13 protein-coding genes and 1 pseudogene are annotated in these 18,048 nt (G+C 61.4%); 8 read left to right on the forward strand and 6 right to left on the reverse strand.

Annotated features, from left to right (window positions below; all coding sequences use genetic code 11):
* Positions 1-8: 8 nt before the first annotated feature.
* A complete protein-coding gene (locus BS630_RS14465; protein ID WP_077978000.1) occupies positions 9-941 on the reverse strand; it encodes a pyridoxal-phosphate dependent enzyme in 933 nt (310 codons plus the stop codon).
* Positions 942-1,107: 166 nt separating this feature from the next.
* On the opposite strand from BS630_RS14465, the gene leuB reads away from it, so the two are divergent.
* Together leuB and lpxE are read left to right on the forward strand one after the other, a co-directional pair.
* Complete coding sequence (leuB, locus tag BS630_RS14470) at positions 1,108-2,220, forward strand: 3-isopropylmalate dehydrogenase (RefSeq protein WP_077978001.1); 1,113 nt, start codon at positions 1,108-1,110, stop codon at positions 2,218-2,220.
* Positions 2,221-2,498: 278 nt separating this feature from the next.
* On the forward strand, positions 2,499-3,233 hold the full coding sequence (lpxE, locus tag BS630_RS14475; protein ID WP_077978002.1) for a lipid A 1-phosphatase LpxE: 735 nt from the start codon (positions 2,499-2,501) through the stop codon (positions 3,231-3,233).
* Between the two features lie 166 nt (positions 3,234-3,399).
* Here the strand turns inward: lpxE and BS630_RS14480 are convergent, their stop codons facing one another.
* A complete protein-coding gene (locus tag BS630_RS14480) occupies positions 3,400-5,286 on the reverse strand; it encodes an MFS transporter (RefSeq protein ID WP_077978003.1) in 1,887 nt (628 codons plus the stop codon).
* Positions 5,287-5,558: 272 nt separating this feature from the next.
* Here BS630_RS14480 and BS630_RS14485 point away from each other — a divergent pair, with 272 nt between their 5' ends.
* The 3 genes from BS630_RS14485 (at position 5,559) to BS630_RS14495 (ending at position 8,012) form a co-directional block, all read left to right on the forward strand.
* Positions 5,559-5,768 (forward strand): hypothetical protein, encoded by a 210-nt coding sequence (locus BS630_RS14485; RefSeq protein ID WP_077978004.1) that lies wholly within the window; start codon positions 5,559-5,561, stop codon positions 5,766-5,768.
* Positions 5,769-5,879: 111 nt separating this feature from the next.
* Positions 5,880-6,914, forward strand: a complete 1,035-nt coding sequence (locus tag BS630_RS14490) for an aspartate-semialdehyde dehydrogenase (protein WP_012759513.1) — start codon at positions 5,880-5,882, stop codon at positions 6,912-6,914.
* A 276-nt stretch (positions 6,915-7,190) separates the two neighbouring features.
* Positions 7,191-8,012, forward strand: a complete 822-nt coding sequence (locus BS630_RS14495; RefSeq protein WP_077978005.1) for a lytic murein transglycosylase — start codon at positions 7,191-7,193, stop codon at positions 8,010-8,012.
* Here BS630_RS14495 and BS630_RS38650 read toward each other — a convergent pair.
* From BS630_RS38650 to pdxY, 3 genes and pseudogenes are all read right to left on the reverse strand, one after another.
* Positions 7,924-8,228, reverse strand: a pseudogene (locus BS630_RS38650) (nucleotidyl cyclase domain-containing protein); the annotation flags it as partial. The gene BS630_RS14495 and the pseudogene BS630_RS38650 sit on opposite strands and share 89 nt — an antisense overlap.
* 16 nt (positions 8,229-8,244) lie before the next feature.
* On the reverse strand, positions 8,245-8,886 hold the full coding sequence (locus BS630_RS14505) for a carbonic anhydrase (RefSeq protein WP_077978007.1): 642 nt from the start codon (positions 8,884-8,886) through the stop codon (positions 8,245-8,247).
* Positions 8,887-8,957: 71 nt separating this feature from the next.
* Positions 8,958-9,833, reverse strand: coding sequence for a pyridoxal kinase PdxY (pdxY, locus tag BS630_RS14510; protein WP_077978008.1), 876 nt, complete (start codon positions 9,831-9,833; stop codon positions 8,958-8,960).
* A gap of 19 nt (positions 9,834-9,852) precedes the next feature.
* Between pdxY and BS630_RS14515 the strand changes: the two genes are divergently transcribed.
* The 3 genes from BS630_RS14515 (at position 9,853) to BS630_RS14525 (ending at position 16,299) form a co-directional block, all read left to right on the forward strand.
* Positions 9,853-10,047, forward strand: a complete 195-nt coding sequence (locus tag BS630_RS14515; protein ID WP_245006931.1) for a hypothetical protein — start codon at positions 9,853-9,855, stop codon at positions 10,045-10,047.
* 61 nt (positions 10,048-10,108) lie between these two features.
* Positions 10,109-14,884, forward strand: a complete 4,776-nt coding sequence (locus BS630_RS14520) for an NAD-glutamate dehydrogenase (RefSeq protein WP_077978009.1) — start codon at positions 10,109-10,111, stop codon at positions 14,882-14,884.
* Positions 14,885-14,910: 26 nt separating this feature from the next.
* Complete coding sequence (locus tag BS630_RS14525) at positions 14,911-16,299, forward strand: MFS transporter (protein ID WP_077978010.1); 1,389 nt, start codon at positions 14,911-14,913, stop codon at positions 16,297-16,299.
* Positions 16,300-16,345: 46 nt separating this feature from the next.
* Here BS630_RS14525 and purH read toward each other — a convergent pair whose 3' ends face one another.
* Complete coding sequence (purH, locus tag BS630_RS14530) at positions 16,346-17,962, reverse strand: bifunctional phosphoribosylaminoimidazolecarboxamide formyltransferase/IMP cyclohydrolase (protein ID WP_077978011.1); 1,617 nt, start codon at positions 17,960-17,962, stop codon at positions 16,346-16,348.
* Between the last annotated feature and the right edge of the window lie 86 nt (positions 17,963-18,048).

Genomic DNA, 18,048 nt, shown 5'->3' on the forward strand with positions numbered 1-18,048 from the left:
TGGTGTGGTCAAAGAAATTTTTCTTTCCAGCCCCTGAGTTTTTCGAGCGACACGCCGATGCCGCCGCAGACTTCGATAAGCGGATTGTCGAAGCGCTGAAGCAGCCCGGCGTGCACATCGGCAACCGCAAGGGCCGCACCGCAAGCCGGCTCGACCAGAATGCGCTGCGCATCGGCAAATTTCAGACAGGCGGCAACGGCATCGGCGTCGCTGACGAGAACACTTTCGATCGGATGCTGCTGCGGCAGGTCGAAGACATGCTGCGCCACCTGCCGCGCCCCGAGCGAATTGGCAATCGAGGTAATGGCGGGAAGGGTGATACGCTCATTCGCCTTGAGGCTGGCATGGAGCGAAGCCGCCCCTTCCGTTTCGACGGCGATAACAGGCACAAGGGAAAGCCCGTTGCGCTTCAACCCCTCGACAATGCCGGCAAGCAGCCCGCCGCCGCCGACGCTGGTGACGACGCAATCGAATTTTGCCCCTTTCGCCACCACCTCGTCGATCAGCGTGGCATGGCCATCCCACAGAAGCGGATGGTCGAAGGGGTGCACATAGCTTGCCTTGCGGCTCCGGGCGAGTTCGACCGCATGGGCATTGGCCTCATCGAAAACCGAACCATGAACGAGGACATTCGCGCCCGTTGCGGCAATCGTCTGGCGTACGTCGGCCGCCGTCGTCTCCGGCACGACGATTGTGACCGGCACACCGAGCGCCCGGCCGGCATAAGCGGCCGCAATGCCGGCATTGCCGCCGGACGCGCAGAAGATTTCGCGCGCGCCATTTTCCACCTCATGCTGGCAAAGCCGGCCGACGCCGCGCAGCTTGAAGCTGCCGGAAGGCTGCAGCGCATCGAGCTTCAGCCAGAGCGGTTTGCCGCTGGCGCTGTAGCCAGGTGCCGTCTGGAGCAAGGGCGTGTCGAGGTGGAGAGGCGCGAAAGGCATCGGAACCATCCAGGATAAAGATAGGGTCACCGTTCTAATCCGTTTGCGGACGCAGGAGCAACTACCGCGGCTCAGAGCGAAGCGTACCGATTCACCGCTTCTGTCGCTTGAAATGCCCATTTCCGGGGTCTAAGAAACCGCAACTTGTTTTTCCCAGGAGGGTTTCATGACAGCGCGCAATCTTTTCCTGCTGCCGGGTGACGGCATCGGTCCCGAGGCCATGGGCGAGGTCCGCAAGATCATCGCCTATATGAACGAGGCGATGAATGCCGGTTTCGTCACCGACGAAGGCCTTGTCGGCGGCTGCGCCTATGATGCGCATGGCGCTGCCATCTCGGAAGCCGACATGCAGAAGGCGCTTGCCGCCGATGCCGTTCTGTTCGGCGCCGTCGGCGGCCCGAAATGGGATAGCGTGCCTTACGAAGTGCGCCCGGAAGCCGGCCTGCTGCGCCTGCGCAAGGATCTGCAACTCTTCGCAAATCTGCGCCCCGCCATTTGCTATCCGGCCCTTGCTGCGGCCTCGTCGCTGAAGCCGGAGCTGGTCGAAGGCCTCGATATCTTGATCATCCGCGAGCTGACGGGCGGCGTCTATTTCGGCGAACCAAAAGAAATCATCGACCTCGGCAACGGCCAGAAGCGCGGCATCGACACGCAGGTTTACGATACCTACGAGATCGAGCGCATCGCCGGCGTCGCCTTCGAAATGGCCCGCACGCGGCAGAATCGCGTCTGCTCCATGGAAAAGCGCAACGTCATGAAGTCGGGCGTGCTCTGGAACCAGGTGGTAACCGAGACGCATAAGGCGAAATATTCCGACGTTCAGCTCGAACACATGCTGGCCGATGCCGGCGGCATGCAGCTGGTGCGCCAGCCCAAGCAGTTCGACGTGATCGTCACCGACAATCTCTTCGGCGATATGCTCTCCGATGTCGCCGCCATGCTGACCGGCTCGCTCGGCATGCTGCCGTCGGCCTCGCTCGGCGCGCCCGACGGCAAGACCGGCAAGCGCAAGGCGCTCTACGAACCTGTGCACGGCTCGGCCCCTGACATCGCCGGCAAGGGCATCGCCAATCCGATCGCCATGATCGCCTCCTTCGCCATGTGCCTGCGTTACTCCTTCAATCTGGTGAAGGAAGCCGACGATCTGGAAAAGGCGATCGCCAACGTGCTCGACAAGGGCGTCCGCACCGGCGACATCATGGCCGATGGCGCAAGGCAGGTCGGCACCGTCGAAATGGGCGATGCGATCCTCGCCGAGTTCAAGACGCTTTCCGCCTGATATTTCACGTGAAACAGTATCCAACCCTTCGCACCGCGCATGCGGAGGGCTTTTTCTTTGCGGGCGGTGAAGCACGTCCCGCTTGGTCGAATTATCCGAAACGGACTATTCTCGGCCACAATCTCGTGTATTTTTGCGCCGGATTTTAGCGAGCGCATAATCCCGAAATCGGAAGCGATTTTCGATGAAGGATCATGCGTCAATTCAAAGAAATAGAGCGTCCTTAGCGTGTCCTGGTGGAAGCGCGGCGCTCTAGGCCAATTCGAACGGACGACGAAATGCGGGCATTTTGGGCTTCCCTGGACAGGCGCTGGCGCCGGAGCGACGTCGGCATGCCGCCTTTGCGCTGGCAGGCCTGCCTCTTCGTCACGATCAATGCCGTGATCCTTTCCATGCTGCTCTTCGACGCGCCGATCGGTGCCGGCGAAGCTCCCGCGCCGGTGAAACACCTCGGCGAGTTGCTGACCGGTTTCGGCGATTCCGCCTGGCTGATCTACACCAGCATCCTGCTGTTCTTTCAGGGCAGGGCCGGTTACAAGCTTTTGAAGACGGCGCGCTCCAAGGCGCAGGCGCTTTATGTCAGCTGGATCGGCGCCTATCTCTTCGCCACCGTCGTCTTCTCAGGACTTCTCGCCAATCTGCTGAAGCGTGCGATCGGCAGGGCGCGTCCCGATCATTTCCACGACTACGGCATGTTTTCCTTCGCGCCCTTTTCGGGCCATTCCGCTTTCGAAAGTTTCCCGTCCGGCCATGCCACCACGGTCGGCGCCTTCTTCGCCGCCTTCGCGCTGCTGTTTCCGCGCTATCGCGTCGCCTTTATCGCCTGCGCCATCTGGCTCGGCATGACGCGTGTCATGGTCGGCGCCCATTATCCGAGCGACGTCATCGCCGGCCTTGCCTTCGGCGGCTGGTTCTCGCTGCTGACGGCGATTGTCTTTGCCCGCTGCAGCTTGCTTTTCAAGCTGGCGCCGGACGGCTGGCCACTCTCGAAGCAGCTGTTTCGCTCGGCATAACTCCTTAAATCGGATCGATTTAAGGATAAAAGTATGCAGCAATTCAAAATATTACAGCGTCCTTTGCGCGTTCGAAAAGACGCGCGGCGCTGTAATATGGAAAAGCCCGGCGCCATGTGAGCGCCGGGCCTTTTTTCTCAAGCAAGGATTGGCCTCAATCCGCCGCTCAATCCATGGTGTGGATATCCCTGTTCTTCGTTTCCGGCAGGAAGATCAGGCCGATCACCAGCGTGATCGTCGCAAAGACGATCGGATACCAGAGACCGTAGTAGATATCGCCCGCGGCAGCGCTCATCGCGAAGGCCGTTGCCGGCAGCAGGCCGCCGAACCAGCCGTTGCCGATGTGATAGGGCAGCGACATGCCGGTATAGCGGATGCGGGTCGGGAAAAGCTCGACCAGCAGGGCGGCGATCGGGCCGTAGACCATCGTCACATAGAGGACGAGGACGAACAGCACGGCGATCGTGCCGATCCAGTTGACGCGGGCGGGATCGGCGGTCATGGCGAAAGTGCCGCCATTGGCGATGTTGTAGACCGCCATGTCGGTGACGCCATTGGTCTCATCCGCCGTCAGCAGCTTGCCTTCGACCAACTTGGCTGCCGGCATGGTTTCCTTCTCGCCGGCGCGCACGGTATCGGCGTTGAGCGCCAGTTCAGGATTGGCCGCGATGAAAGCATCGAGCTTGGCATCCGGCACCTTGACGGCGCCGCGCTTCAGCGGGTAGCCGGCACCTTGGAGCGCGATGTTGACGCCCTTTTCGAAGGCCGCAGTCATGCCCTTGGCCTTGTCGCCGGCGGCAGCGACGTCGAAGCTCGGGATCGTCGCGTTGCCGACCTTCACCGTTGCCGGCTGTCCGGCGGTACCGGGCACGACGTCGTAGGGCACCGAGTTCTTGGTCAGGAACGCCGTCGCCACGTCGCAAGAGCTGGTGAACTTCGCCGTGCCGGTCGGGTTGAACTGGAACCTGCAGTCCGCCGGATCAGCTGTCACCGTTGCCCGAATCGAAGCCTGCGCTTCGGCTAGCGCCGGGTTTGCCGTCCAGGTCATCGCCTTGAACAGCGGATGATAGGTCACCGCCGCAATGAGAAGGCCTGCCATGATGATCGGCTTGCGGCCGATCTTGTCGGAGAGGCCGCCGAAGATGACGAAGAACGGCGTGCCGAGGAGAAGTGCGATGGCGACCATGACATTGGCCGAGAACAGGTCCACTTTCAGCACGTTCTGCAGGAAGAACAGTGCATAGAACTGGCCGCCGTACCAGACGACCGCCTGGCCCATGGTGGCGCCGAGCAGCGCGATGATCGCAATCTTGGCATTTTTCCATGTCCCGAAGGCTTCGGTCAACGGCGCCTTGGAGCCCTTGCCTTCCGCCTTCATCCGCTGGAAAGCCGGCGATTCGTTCATCTTCAGGCGGATCCAGACGGAAATGCCGAGCAGGACGAACGAGAGCAGGAACGGAATGCGCCAGCCCCAGGCGGCGAACTCAGCCGCACCCATCAGATATTGGACAAAGACGATGACGATCAGCGACAGGAACAGGCCGAGCGTCGCCGTCGTCTGGATCCACGAGGTGAAGTAGCCGCGGCGCCCGTTCGGCGCATGTTCGGCGACATAGGTCGCCGCACCGCCATATTCACCGCCCAGCGCCAGACCCTGGAGCAGGCGAAGCGCGATCAGGATGATCGGGGCTGCTATACCGATGGTGGCGGCACCCGGCAGAATGCCGACGAGGAAGGTCGACAGACCCATGATCATGATCGTCACCAGGAAGGTGTATTTACGACCGACGAGATCGCCGAGACGGCCGAACACCAGCGCGCCGAAGGGGCGGACCAGGAAGCCGGCGGCAAAGGCGAGCAGCGTGAAGATGTTACGCGTTGCCTCGGGATATTGGGTGAAATAGGTCGCACCGATATAGGTGGCGAGCGAACCATAGAGATAGAAATCGTACCATTCGAAAACGGTGCCCAGCGAAGAGGCGAAGATGACCTTCTTCTCCTCGCCGGTCATCGGACCGGCCTTCGCGCCGTCGATGCTTGCGACATTTGCCATTGTCTGTCCTCCACAGAGTGATGATCAACGCGCGCGACCTGCTTCTCCTCAAAGCATACCCCTGGCCGCGACTCGCCTGACGGGAGTGTGCCAGAAACGACAGATCAAAAAGAGAGAGGCTTTCGGATTATGACTTTAGTCTAATGAGACCACGTTCCGTCGTCCCCATCGGGCCGCTGCGTAGCCTCCTACCGGCAATGCTATTTTGGAGGCGGAAGGTTCTGCTGCTTTAGGAAGCAGACCTGCTAAGCCCTCAGCGCCTGCACCGGAGATTGCGGCGGCAGGCGGAAGCAGCCTGCTCACGCAAACACCTTGACTCCTGTGGAAAACCTTCTAAGAGCAACAGCGGAAAAGGAATCTCCATGGTTCGCGACGAACACGCCATTGCTGATCGCAGTGACCGGGCACGAGTTGCCGGGATGGACATTGCCGTTCCGGTTTCTTCCAAAACCAAGGCCAAAACGACGACGAAAACCGTCTGACGTCTCTGGCCTGCCGCTCTCTCCCCGGCTCGGCTGGGGACAGGAAGACGCGATTAATCGCGCCTTTCCCCTCACCGGACAAGAGGAGAGAAGAGAAAGAGAGCTTGAGAAATGGGTTTCAAAGTAGCAGTTGCGGGAGCGACCGGAAATGTCGGCCGGGAGATGCTCAACATCCTCTCCGAGCGAGGCTTCCCCGCCGATGAGGTCGTGGCACTCGCCTCCTCGCGTTCGCAGGGCACCGAGGTTTCTTACGGTGACCGGACGCTGAAGGTCTCCAATCTGGAGAATTACGATTTCTCCGATACAGACATATGCCTGATGTCGGCCGGCGGCGAGGTCTCCAAGAAGTTCTCGCCGAAGATCGGCCAGCAGGGCTGCATCGTCATCGACAATTCCTCGGCCTGGCGCTACGACGCCGACGTGCCGCTGATCGTGCCGGAAGTGAACCCGGATGCCATCAGCCAGTTCACCAAGCGCAACATCATCGCCAATCCGAATTGCTCGACCGCCCAGCTGGTGGTGGCGTTGAAGCCGTTGCACGACTTTGCCAAGATCAAGCGCGTCGTCATCTCGACCTACCAGTCGGTCTCCGGCGCCGGCAAGGACGGCATGGACGAGCTCTTCAACCAGACGCGCGCCGTCTTCGTCGCCGATCCGATCGAGAACAAGAAGTTCACCAAGCGTATTGCCTTCAATGTCATCCCGCACATCGACGTCTTCATGGAGGACGGCTACACCAAGGAAGAGTGGAAGGTGCTGGCCGAGACGAAGAAGATGCTCGACCCGAAGATCAAGGTGACCTGCACCGCGGTGCGCGTGCCGGTTTTCATCGGTCATTCGGAATCGGTCAACATCGAATTCGAAAACGAGATCACCGCCGACCAGGCCCGCGACATCCTGCGCGATGCACCGGGCTGCCTCGTCATCGACAAGCGCGAGGATGGCGGCTACATCACGCCATATGAATCCGCCGGTGAGGATGCGACCTACATCTCGCGCATCCGTGAGGATGCGACGGTCGAAAACGGCCTCAACATCTGGGTGGTCTCCGACAATCTGCGCAAGGGCGCTGCGTTGAACGCCATCCAGATCGCCGAGTTGCTCGTCAATCGTGGTCTCGTCAAGCCGCGCAAGCAGGCCGCCTGATACCATTTGTAAACCATAGTATGTTAAAGCCCTGCTGATGATGAAGGCAGGGCTTTTTGCCGAATTGTGGACGCTTCTGTCCATAAGCGCTTGCTGAAAAGGTGATCGTGACAAGATCGCCTTCGGCTGGCATTCTGCCCGGCATCAAGCCAAAGCATGCCGTCCAAAACCGTGCAGCGGTTCGGACAGCGACATGAACAGAACGAAGACTTTGAGCGCGTCGCATAGCCCCGATCGGCTGCGGCGCGCTTCAGTAGATCGGAAGCGGGGTTTCTCATGCGCATGACAACATTCTTTCTGGCGGCGTTTACGGCGGCGGGCGTCCTCCACGCGCTGCCGGCAGCGGCCCAGGGCGCTCAATGCGGCAATAATGGCAGCGGTTTCGGTGCATGGGTCGCCGACTTCAAGCAGGAAGCAGCAGCCAACGGCGTCAGCCGCTCGGTCCTCGACCGCGCCTTCGCCAACGTCAATTACAACAGGCCGACGATTGCCGCCGACCGCGGCCAGAAGAGCTTCAAGCTCTCCTTCGACGCTTTCATGCAGAAGCGCGGGGGTGCCACGATCATCTCCCGCGGTCGCAGCATGAAGGTCGCCAATCAGGCGCTTTTTGCCTCGATCGAGCGCCGTTACGGCGTTCCGGCCGGCCCGCTGATTGCGATCTGGGGCATGGAGACCGGTTTCGGCAGCTATATGGGCAACCAGCATACGCTGTCGGCTGTTTCGACGCTTGCCTATGACTGCCGTCGTTCGCAATATTTCACCGACCAGCTCTATGCAGCACTCCAGCTCGTCTCCGAGGGTTATCTGAGCCCACAGGCCAAGGGCGCTGCCCATGGTGAAATCGGCCAGACGCAGTTTCTGCCGCGCAATGTTGTGCGCTTCGGCGCCGACGGCGACGGCAACGGCCGCGTCGACATGGTCGGTTCCCGCGCCGATGCACTGGCCTCGACGGCGAATTTCCTTAAGGGCCACGGCTGGCGCGCCGGCGCCGGCTATCAGCCGGGAGAGCCTAATTTCGTCGCCATCCAGGGCTGGAACGCCGCCAGCGTCTACCAGCAGGCGATCGCCTATATCGGTCAGCAGATCGACGGCAAATAGGGCCGATAGAATACGCCAAAACGCCGCTGCGATATGCGGCGTTTTTCATTTCGGCGCGCGTTTGACCAGATCCTCGAAGTTCCGGTTGGTGGCTTTATTTGCTCGTCCGGCGCATCCAAAACTCGCCGTCACCTTGCGAACATCGCCGCTCGGCAGGGGGATATCCGCCGCCTCGATCGCCAGCCGTACGCGCTCGGCAACGATTGCCGCATCGTCATAAACTGGCATGTCCCTAGATTTCGGGACGAATGAAGTCGCGTGTCTCGGCGTCCATGACCCAGAGTTCACCGGTCGAAATGTCGAACCAGGCACCGTGGAGATGAAGCTTTCCCGCCTCCTCGAGCGCCTTGATGTCGGGAAAGCTTCTGAGATTGCTGATCGAATTGCGGATGGAGACACGCTCCAGCGCCGTTTGCCGCTCGGCGGCCGTCATCACGTCGTTGCTCTGGATCTGCTCAGCGGCGGGTTTGACCAGCGACATCCAGCGGCCGATGAAATCGCCGGGCGACAATGGCTCGGCATTCGGATCGAGCGCCGAGCGGATGCCGCCGCAGCGGCCATGGCCCATCACGACGATATCCGAGACCTTCAGCACCTGCACGGCAAATTCGAGTGCGGCCGAGGTCGAATGAAAATGACCGTCCGGCTCGTAAGGCGGCACCATGTTGGCGACGTTGCGGATGACGAAGAGCTCGCCCGGGCCGGCATCGAAGATCAGCTCCGGTGCCGCGCGAGAATCCGAACAGGCAATGACAAGCGTATGGGGATTCTGACCGTTGTCGGCAAGCTGCCGATACCTGTCGCGGGCGTCGGCATAACGCCCGTTCATGAAGTTGCGATAGCCGTCCAGAAGGGGATTTGGAAAACGCTGCATGCTTCTGGATTAGCGCGCGCCGAAGACAAGATCAACTGCTGCACCGCAAAATGAACATATTGGCAGATGCGTCATTTTTTCCGCCGCTGCGCCGGGTGCACAAGGCGGCGCATCTGCACCATGGCCATCGGCGCCGAAAGACTGGAAGCATCGCTTGCCAGCATCAACTCGTTGCTGCCGCGCTTGACGGCACGCGCAAGCACCTCGAAGACGCTGGCGGTGGCAAGCTGCAGCGCCTTTTCGTCCTCGATCCCGGAAAGCAGGCGCGACAGGAAGACGGCGGCGATGAGGTCGCCGAGACCATTCGGCGGGTTCTCGACAACACGATGCTCAGCAAGAAGCGCGTGACGGCCGGAAAGATAGAGATTGCCGGTACCACCCGCCATCATCGGCACCGCCGAAGTGACGAGCATGCGCGATGGTCCGAGCGCGAGCGCCGCCTCCATGATCGCGCTGTTGTCTTCGAGGGCTGCCCCCGAAAGCCATGCGAGCTCGTAGCGGTTCGGCGTTGCGAGCGAGGCGAGCGGAATGAGATGGTCGCGAATGGCCTCAGCGGTCGCTTCCGGCACGTAAAGGCCGCCGAGATCGCCCATGACGGGATCGCAGACATAGAGCAGCTCGGGCTTGTTTTGCCTCAGCGCACCGATCAGCCGGGCGACGGAGCGCGCCTGGGCGGCATTGCCGAAATAGCCCGAGAGCACCGCCTTGACTTCGCCGATCCAGGGCGCGCGGATCAGATCGTCGATCGCCGCGTCGAAATCCGTTTCCGCAAAAGTCAGCCGCGTCGAGCGGCCGTGGCCGGGATGCCAGGGCAGCACGATGGTCGGCAGGGCCCAGACCGGATGACCAAGCGTCTCCAGCGCAAAGACGGCTGCCCGGTTTCCGACCGAGCCCCGCACCACATGGCTGGAAATGACGATGACTGCGCCCGCTGCATTTTCCGACATGATATCCAAGATCCGAATGATGACCGCGTTTGATGATCTTTTTGACGCCACGCTGTCAACCATTCTTCATGCGGGCGTGGAAATGTTCGGCGGAACGAAAACCGGAAGACGGGACTTTCTCTTTCGTTTGACGAAGAAAGCGGAAAATCTCTTACGATTTCTCGTTTCCAGCGCCAAAAAAGCGTCAGAACAATCCTTCGGACCTCTCTTTTAGAGATTTTTTCGAAGAATCTTCTGCTAGCTTGCAAAAAATCAGACATTGAGGGAGGCGATCCATGGCTGCCAGAAACAATCCGAAACGGGAAAAGCAGATCGAAAGCGCGCGCAAGATCGCCAAGGCGACAGGCGAGGCGCATCTCGATCCGGCAATTCTCTTCGGCCGGGCAAGCAATGACGATCTCGAACTCTATACGCCGGAAATGCTGGCGCTCTCAGCGGTGCATTCGGCAAAAGAACTTGCCGCCTGGAACGGCAAGGCGCCCCACGTCAGCATCGACACGATTGCCGATGTGACGCCTGACGGCATCGCCGTCTCGGTGCTTTCTGTCACCGACCACAACATGCCTTTTCTGTTCGAATCGGTCATGGGTGAAGTGACGAGCAGCTATCGCGACCTGTTCATGGCCGTGCATCCCATCCTGGTCATGGAAAAGGGCCAGGCGCCGGTGCTTTATTCCGCCGATCACCCGAGCGATCCGGCCAACCGCGTCAGCCATATCCAGCTTCATATTGCGCCCCTCAATTCCGCCCAGGCCGCCGATCTCGTCAAACGCATCGAGAAAGTACTCGAACAGGTCCGCCTGTCGGTTTCCGACTGGAAGCCGATGCTTTCCAAGATCGACGGAGTGATCGCCGAGCTTGCGGCCAATGGCGCCAGCCGGAAGAAGGCCGATCGCGACGAAGCCGTCGCTTTCCTGACCTGGCTGCGCGATGAGAATTTCACGTTCCTCGGCATGCGCGAATATGTCTATTCCGGCAAGGGGACCGATGCGAGGGTCGAGCGCGACAAGGGTGCTGGCCTCGGCATTCTTTCCAATCCCGATGTTCTCGTGCTGCGCACCGGCAAGGACGCGGTGACGACGACGCCTGAGATCCTTGCCTTCCTCGACGGCCCCGACTTCCTGATCGTCACCAAGGCGAATGTGAAATCGATCGTCCATCGCCGGGCCTATATGGATTATGTCGGCGTCAAGCGCTTCGACGCCGACGGCAACGTCACCGGCGAACTGCGCATCGTCGGTCTTTTCACCTCGACGGCCTATACCTCGCTCGCCTCCGAAATCCCGCTGCTGCGTTCCAAGATCGAGAAGGTGAAGGAGCATTTCGGCTTCGACCCGATGAGCCATTCCGGCCGCATGCTCGACAATACGCTGGAATCCTATCCGCGCGACGACCTTTTCCAGATCGATACGACGCTGCTTGCAAGTTTTGCCGAACAGATCAACGATTTGGGCGATCGGCCGCGCGTGCGCGTCCTGCCGCGCATCGACCATTTCGACCGCTTCGTCTCGGTGATCGTCTACGTGCCGCGCGAGGAATACGACTCGATCGTCCGAGAGCGGATCGGCACCTATCTGAAGACTGTCTATGACGGCCGTGTCTCCGCCTATTACCCGGCGTTCCCGGAAGGCGGCGTGGCGCGCGTGCATTTCATCATCGGCCGCTCGGGCGGCAAGACGCCACGCATTCCGCAGTCAAAGCTCGAGCAGGTGATCCGCGAGATCACCGCCCGCTGGGACGACCGTTTCGAGGCGCTGGCAGGCGCCAAAGCGCCGAAGGTATCGGTCGACCAAGCCTTCCAGGATTCCTTCACGCCGGAGGAAACCGTGGCCGACCTCGCCGATATCGGTGCCTGCGCCGCCGGCGAGCCGCTGCGCATCCAGTTTTATCACCGTCAGGAAGAACAGGGCCGCATCCTTTCCTTGAAGATCTTCCACGCCGGCGGCCAGCTGGCGCTGTCGCGCCGCGTGCCGCTTCTCGAGAATCTCGGCTTCAATGTCGTCAGTGAACGCACTTTCGACATCGGGGTGCCGGTCGCCGATGGAGAAAAAAAGCTCGTCGTGCTGCACGATATGGAGCTCGAGGCCCGCAATGGCGGCGAGATCGATCTGCAGCGTTACGGCGCCGCTCTCGAGGAAGGCTTCGTCGCCGCCTTCGCCGGCACGATCGACAATGACAGCTTCAACCGGCTGATCCTTTCGGCCGGGCTCTCGGCGCGCGAGACGAATGTGCTGCGCGCCTATGCGCGTTATCTCCGCCAGGCCGGCATCGCCTATTCGCAGGATTATATCGCGACGACCCTCGACAAATATCCTGATGTCGCCGCCGCCATTTTCCGTCTCTTCCATGACACGCTCGATACCAGGCTTTCGGAGAAGGTGCGCGTCAAGAAGCTTGCCGAACTGCACCAGGCGATCGAGGCAGAACTTGCCGACGTGCCGAGCCTCGATGACGACCGTATCCTGCGCCGCTACGTCAATATCGTCGATGCGACCTTGCGTACCAATTATTTCCAGAAGAACCCGGACGGTTCGCCGAAGCCCATGCTGGCCTTCAAGCTTGATCCGCACCTGGTCGACGGGCTGCCGGAGCCGAAGCCCTTCCGCGAAATGTTCGTCTACGGCGTTGAAGTCGAGGGCGTGCACCTGCGCTTCGGCAAGGTGGCGCGCGGCGGCCTGCGCTGGTCGGACCGCGCCGAGGATTACCGCACCGAAGTGCTCGGCCTCGTCAAGGCCCAGCAGGTCAAGAACGCGGTCATCGTGCCGGTCGGTGCCAAAGGCGGCTTCTATCCGAAGAAACTCCCCGTCGGCGGCAGCCGCGACGAGATCTTCAATGCCGGCCGTGAGGCTTACAAGACCTATATCCGCACGCTGCTTTCGATCACCGACAACATAGCAGGCGCCGATATCGTCCCGCCCAAGGATACGGTCAGGCTCGACGGTGACGACCCCTATTTCGTAGTCGCCGCCGACAAGGGCACAGCGACCTTCTCCGACACCGCCAATGCACTGGCGCAGGAAGCCGGCTTCTGGCTGGACGACGCCTTCGCCTCCGGCGGCTCGGCCGGCTACGACCACAAGAAGATGGGCATCACCGCCCGCGGCGCCTGGGAAACCGTGAAACGCCATTTCCGGGAAATGGACATCGATATCCAGACGACGCCCTTCACCGTCGCCGGCGTCGGCGACATGTCGGGCGACGTCTTCGGCAACGGCATGCTGCTTTCTCCGAAGATCCGGCTCATTGCCGCCTTCGATCACCGCGACATCGTCATCGATCCCGATCCCCATATGGAAAAGACGCTGACTGAGCGCCAGCGGCTCTTCGACCTGCCGCGTTCAAGCTGGCAGGACTTCGACAAGAGCGTGCTTTCGAAAGGCGCGATGATCATTTCCCGCGCCGCCAAATCGGTCACGCTGACGCCGGAAGCGGTTGCCGCGATCGGCATCGACAAGGCCGTGGCGACGCCCTTCGAGATCATAACGGCGATCCTGAAGAGCCCGGTCGACCTGCTCTGGTTCGGCGGCATCGGCACCTACGTGAAAGCGCCGTCCGAAACCGATACCGAAGTCGGCGACCGCGCCAACGACCCGATCCGCATCACAGCAGCGGAGGTGCGCGCCAAGGTGATCGGCGAGGGCGCAAATCTCGGCGTCACCCAGAAGGGCCGCATCGCCTATGGTCTGAAGGGCGGGCGCTGCAATTCCGACGCCATCGACAACTCGGCCGGCGTCAACACCTCGGACGTGGAGGTCAATATCAAGATCGCGTTGGCAGCCGCCATGCATGACGGGCGCCTGACGCGCGCAAAACGCGACCAGCTTCTTTCTTCGATGACCGGCGAAGTGGCGACCCTGGTCCTGCGCAACAACTATCTGCAGTCGCTGGCGATCTCACTGACGGAACGCAAAGGCACGGCAAACGGTCTGCAGCTTGGCCGCTTCATGACTGTGCTCGAGGGCGCCGGCCAGCTGAACCGCAAAGTCGAGACGCTGCCGGACGACCAGACGCTGGCCGAACGCTATACGGCCGGCAAGCCGCTGACGCGGCCGGAAATCGGCGTGCTGGTGTCCTATGCCAAGATCGTGCTCTTCGATGCGCTGGCCGCAAGCGATCTGCCCGACGATCCCTATTTTATCGCGACGCTTTCGAATTATTTCCCCGTGAAGATGCAGAAGTCGAATGCCGGCGATATCGCCAGCCACCGGCTGAAGCGCGAAATCGTCGCGACCGTGCTTGCCAACGAAGCGATCAACCGCGGCGGGCCAAGCTTCACCGTCGCCATGATGGACGCAACGGCGGCTTCGGCACCGGAAGTGGTGCGCGCCGCAATCGTCGCTAGAGACGGTTTCGACCTGACCAGCCTCTGGGCCGGGACGGACGCCCTGGACGGCAAGATATCAGGCGAGATGCAGAACCGCATCTACGAGGAGATCAGCCACAGCTTTATCGTGCTGACGCGCCTGCTGCTGAAAACGGGCATGACCAAGGCCGATATGGCAGAAGTGATTAGCCGGCTTCAGGCGGCCCTGAAGAAGCTGAAAACCGCCTTCGCCGGACAGGTGGCCGGCGAGGTCGCCGTGCGCCAGGCGGAGTACAGCCAGGCGGGCCTGCCCGAAAAACTCGCCGCCGACATCGCCAGCCTCCCGATCTTCGCACTGGTGCCGGAGATCATGCAGATCGCCGAGCGCACCGGCGAACCCCTGGTCCGCGCCGCCGAGAACTACATCGCCGTGTCGCAGACCTTCCGTATCGGCAGGCTGCTGGCGGCGGGCGGGCGGATCCTCACCTCAGACCATTACGAGAATCTGGCGCTTGCCCGCAGTATCGATCAAATCGCCAGTGCAAGGCGCGACATCGTTATCTCCGCCCTTTCCGATCACGGCAAGGAAAAGCTTCCCGTTCAAGCCTGGCATGCGCAGGATCGTATCCGCATCAACCGTATCCTCGAGGAGCTTTCAACCCTCAGCGACGGCGGCGATCCCAATCTCGCGCGTATTACCGTTGCTGCAGGTATCCTGACCGATCTTGCGCGCGACCGGGTGAGGTGAGACAGTCCGCGTCAAAGAAGGAGCGGATGTTGAATCGCATTGACTGGACAGGAACGCAACCGCCGAAGGCCACGGAGAAGGGCATCTGGGGGTGGATGTTCTTCGATTGGGCAGCACAGCCCTTCTTCACCGTGGTCACGACCTTTATCTTCGGACCCTATTTCGTTTCCCGCCTGACCGATGATCCGGTTTCCGCGCAGACGACGTGGAGCAACATGGCGACGATCTCCTCGGTGATCATCGCCCTGCTCTCACCCGTGCTCGGCTCGATCGCCGACCAGTCCGGCGCGCGCAAACCCTGGATCGGCTTCTTCGCGATCATCAAGATCGCCAGCCTGTTCTGCCTGTGGTTCGCCGCACCCGGTTCGCCTGTTCTCTATCCTGTCGTGTTCATGATCCTCGCCTCGATCTCGGCCGAGTTTTCGATCGTCTTCAACGATTCGATGATGCCGCGCCTGGTCGGCAAGCACGAGGTCGGCAAGCTCTCCAACACCGCCTGGGGGCTCGGTTATCTCGGCGGCATCATCGTGCTCATTGCCGTCGTGACGCTTTTGGCGGCGAGCCCCGAGACCGGCAAGACCATCCTCGGCCTTGATCCGCTGTTCGGCCTCGATCCTGCGACCGGCCAGGATGCACGCATCACCGGGCCGATCTCGGCCGTCTGGTATCTGATCTTCATCCTACCGATGTTCTTCTTCACGCCCGATGTCGGCAAGGGTCTTCCCTTCGGCACCGCGGTGCGCTCCGGCTTGCGGGAACTCAAAAACACGCTTGGCGAGCTTAGAGAGCGCCGCGGCATCCTGAAATTCCTCATCGCCCGCATGATCTATCAGGACGGCGTCAACGGCCTGCTGATCCTTGGCGGCATCTTCGCGGCCGGGATGTTCGGTTGGGCGACGATCGAGATCGGCATCTACGGCATCATCCTGAATGTCGTTGCGATTTTCGGCTGCCTGATCGCCGGCCGCATCGACAAGGGCGTTGGTTCGAAGGTGACGGTCGTCATCAGCCTCACGATGCTGCTTCTCGCCACGATCGGCATCATCTCGACAGGACCGGGTTACACCCTGTTCGGAATGATGCCGCTGCCGGCGGCGGATTCCGGCGGCCTCTTCGGTACGGCTGCAGAAAAGGCCTATATCCTCTACGGCCTGCTGATCGGGCTCGCCTTCGGGCCGGTGCAGGCCTCGTCACGCTCCTATCTCGCCCGCAGCGTCAACATCGATGAAGCCGGCCGCTACTTCGGCATCTACGCGCTGTCGGGGCGCGCCACCAGCTTCATGGCGACGCTGCTCTTCTCGCTGGTGACCTATATGAGCGGATCACCGCGGCTCGGAATGGCAACGCTGATCCTGTTCCTCGCCGGCGGATTGATACTCTTGATCCGCACACCCTATCCGGCCGATCGCGCATAGGGACGAACCTGCTCGAGGAAGAGCGCCGGCCACCGCCGGCACCCGATCAGTGCCGGAAATGGCGCATGCTGGTAAAGACCATTGCGACGCCGTGTTCGTTGGCGGCATCGATGACTTCCTGGTCGCGCATCGAGCCGCCCGGCTGGATAACCGCCGTCGCTCCTGCGGCGATCATCGACAGAAGACCGTCGGCAAAAGGCAGGAAGGCCTCGGAGGCAACCGCCGAGCCATGCGTCATCGGAACCGCGAGGCCGAGCGCCTTGGCGGCTTCTTCGGCCTTAAGCGCCGCGATGCGGGCGGAATCGACACGGCTCATCTGGCCGGCGCCGATACCGGCGGTCTGGCCGTCCTTGGCATAGACCACGGCATTCGACTTCACGTGTTTGCCGACCTTGAAGGCGAACTTCATGTCTTCAAGTTCCTGCGCCGTCGGCGCGCGCCGGGTGACGACCTTGAGTTCCAGATCCTCGACCATGCCGTTGTCGCGGCTCTGGACGAGCAGGCCGCCGGAAACGGTCTTTGCCGTCAGGCCCGCAGCACGCGGATCGGGCAGGCCACCGGCAGACAACAGCCGCAGGTTCGGTTTGCGGGCGACGATAGCCTTCGCCTCCTCCGTGACATCCGGCGCGATAATCACTTCAGTGAAGAGCTTGACGATCTCTTCGGCCGTTTCGGCATCGAGCGTCTGGTTGAGCGCGATGATGCCGCCGAAGGCGGAAACGGAATCGCAGGCAAGCGCCCGCCGATAGGCCTCGACCAGGCTCGATCCGGTGGCGACGCCGCAGGGATTGGCGTGCTTGATGATCGCGCAGGCCGGCGCCTTCTCCGGCAGGAACTCAGCGACGAGCTCGTAGGCGGCATCCGTATCGTTGATATTGTTGTAGGAGAGCTGCTTGCCCTGGAGAAGAGCGGCCGTCGAAACACCCGGGCGCTTCTCGCCGGTCAGGTAGAAGGCGGCCTGCTGATGCGGATTTTCGCCGTAGCGCATCTCTTCCTTCAGTGCACCGCCGATGACCCGGTGGCGTGGCGTGTCGATCGTCAGCGCCTCGGCGAACCAGTTGGAGATCATTGCATCATAGGCGGCGGTGCGGGCATAAGCCTTGGCCGCCATGCGCTGGCGGAAGGCATAGGCGGTCTTGCCGTCATCTGCGGAAAGCTGCTCCAGCAGCTCGGCATAATCGGCCGGATCGGTCAGGGTCGTCACATAGGCATGGTTCTTGGCCGATGCGCGGATCATCGCCGGACCGCCGATATCGATATTCTCGACGGTCGTCGGATAGTCGCCGCCGGCCGCGCGTACGTCTTCGAAGGGGTAGAGGTTGATGACGGCGAGATCGATGCCCTCGATGCCGTGCTTTTTCATCGCCTCCTGGTGTTCGCCATCGTCACGGATCGCCAGCAGGCCGCCATGCACCGTTGGATGCAGCGTCTTCACACGCCCATCCATGATCTCCGGAAAACCGGTGATTTCGGAGACATCGGTGACGGCAAGACCGGCAGCGGTGATCGCTTTAAACGTGCCGCCGGTCGAAAGCAGGCGCACACCTCTGGCAGACAAGGCGTGGGCGAGGTCGACGATCCCGGTCTTGTCGAAGACGGAGATGAGCGCGGTCTTGATTTCGACCTTGTCGGGGGCGGGGATCTTCTTGGAAATGACGGCCATGAAACCTTCTCCGTTCGGGCTTCGGGAGGACATCCGCAAGGGATGTTCGCATGCTGGCGCCGCGTTAGCACAGCTTTGCCGCCGCG

Source organism: Rhizobium laguerreae (genome assembly GCF_002008165.1).
Taxonomy (GTDB): domain Bacteria; phylum Pseudomonadota; class Alphaproteobacteria; order Rhizobiales; family Rhizobiaceae; genus Rhizobium; species Rhizobium laguerreae.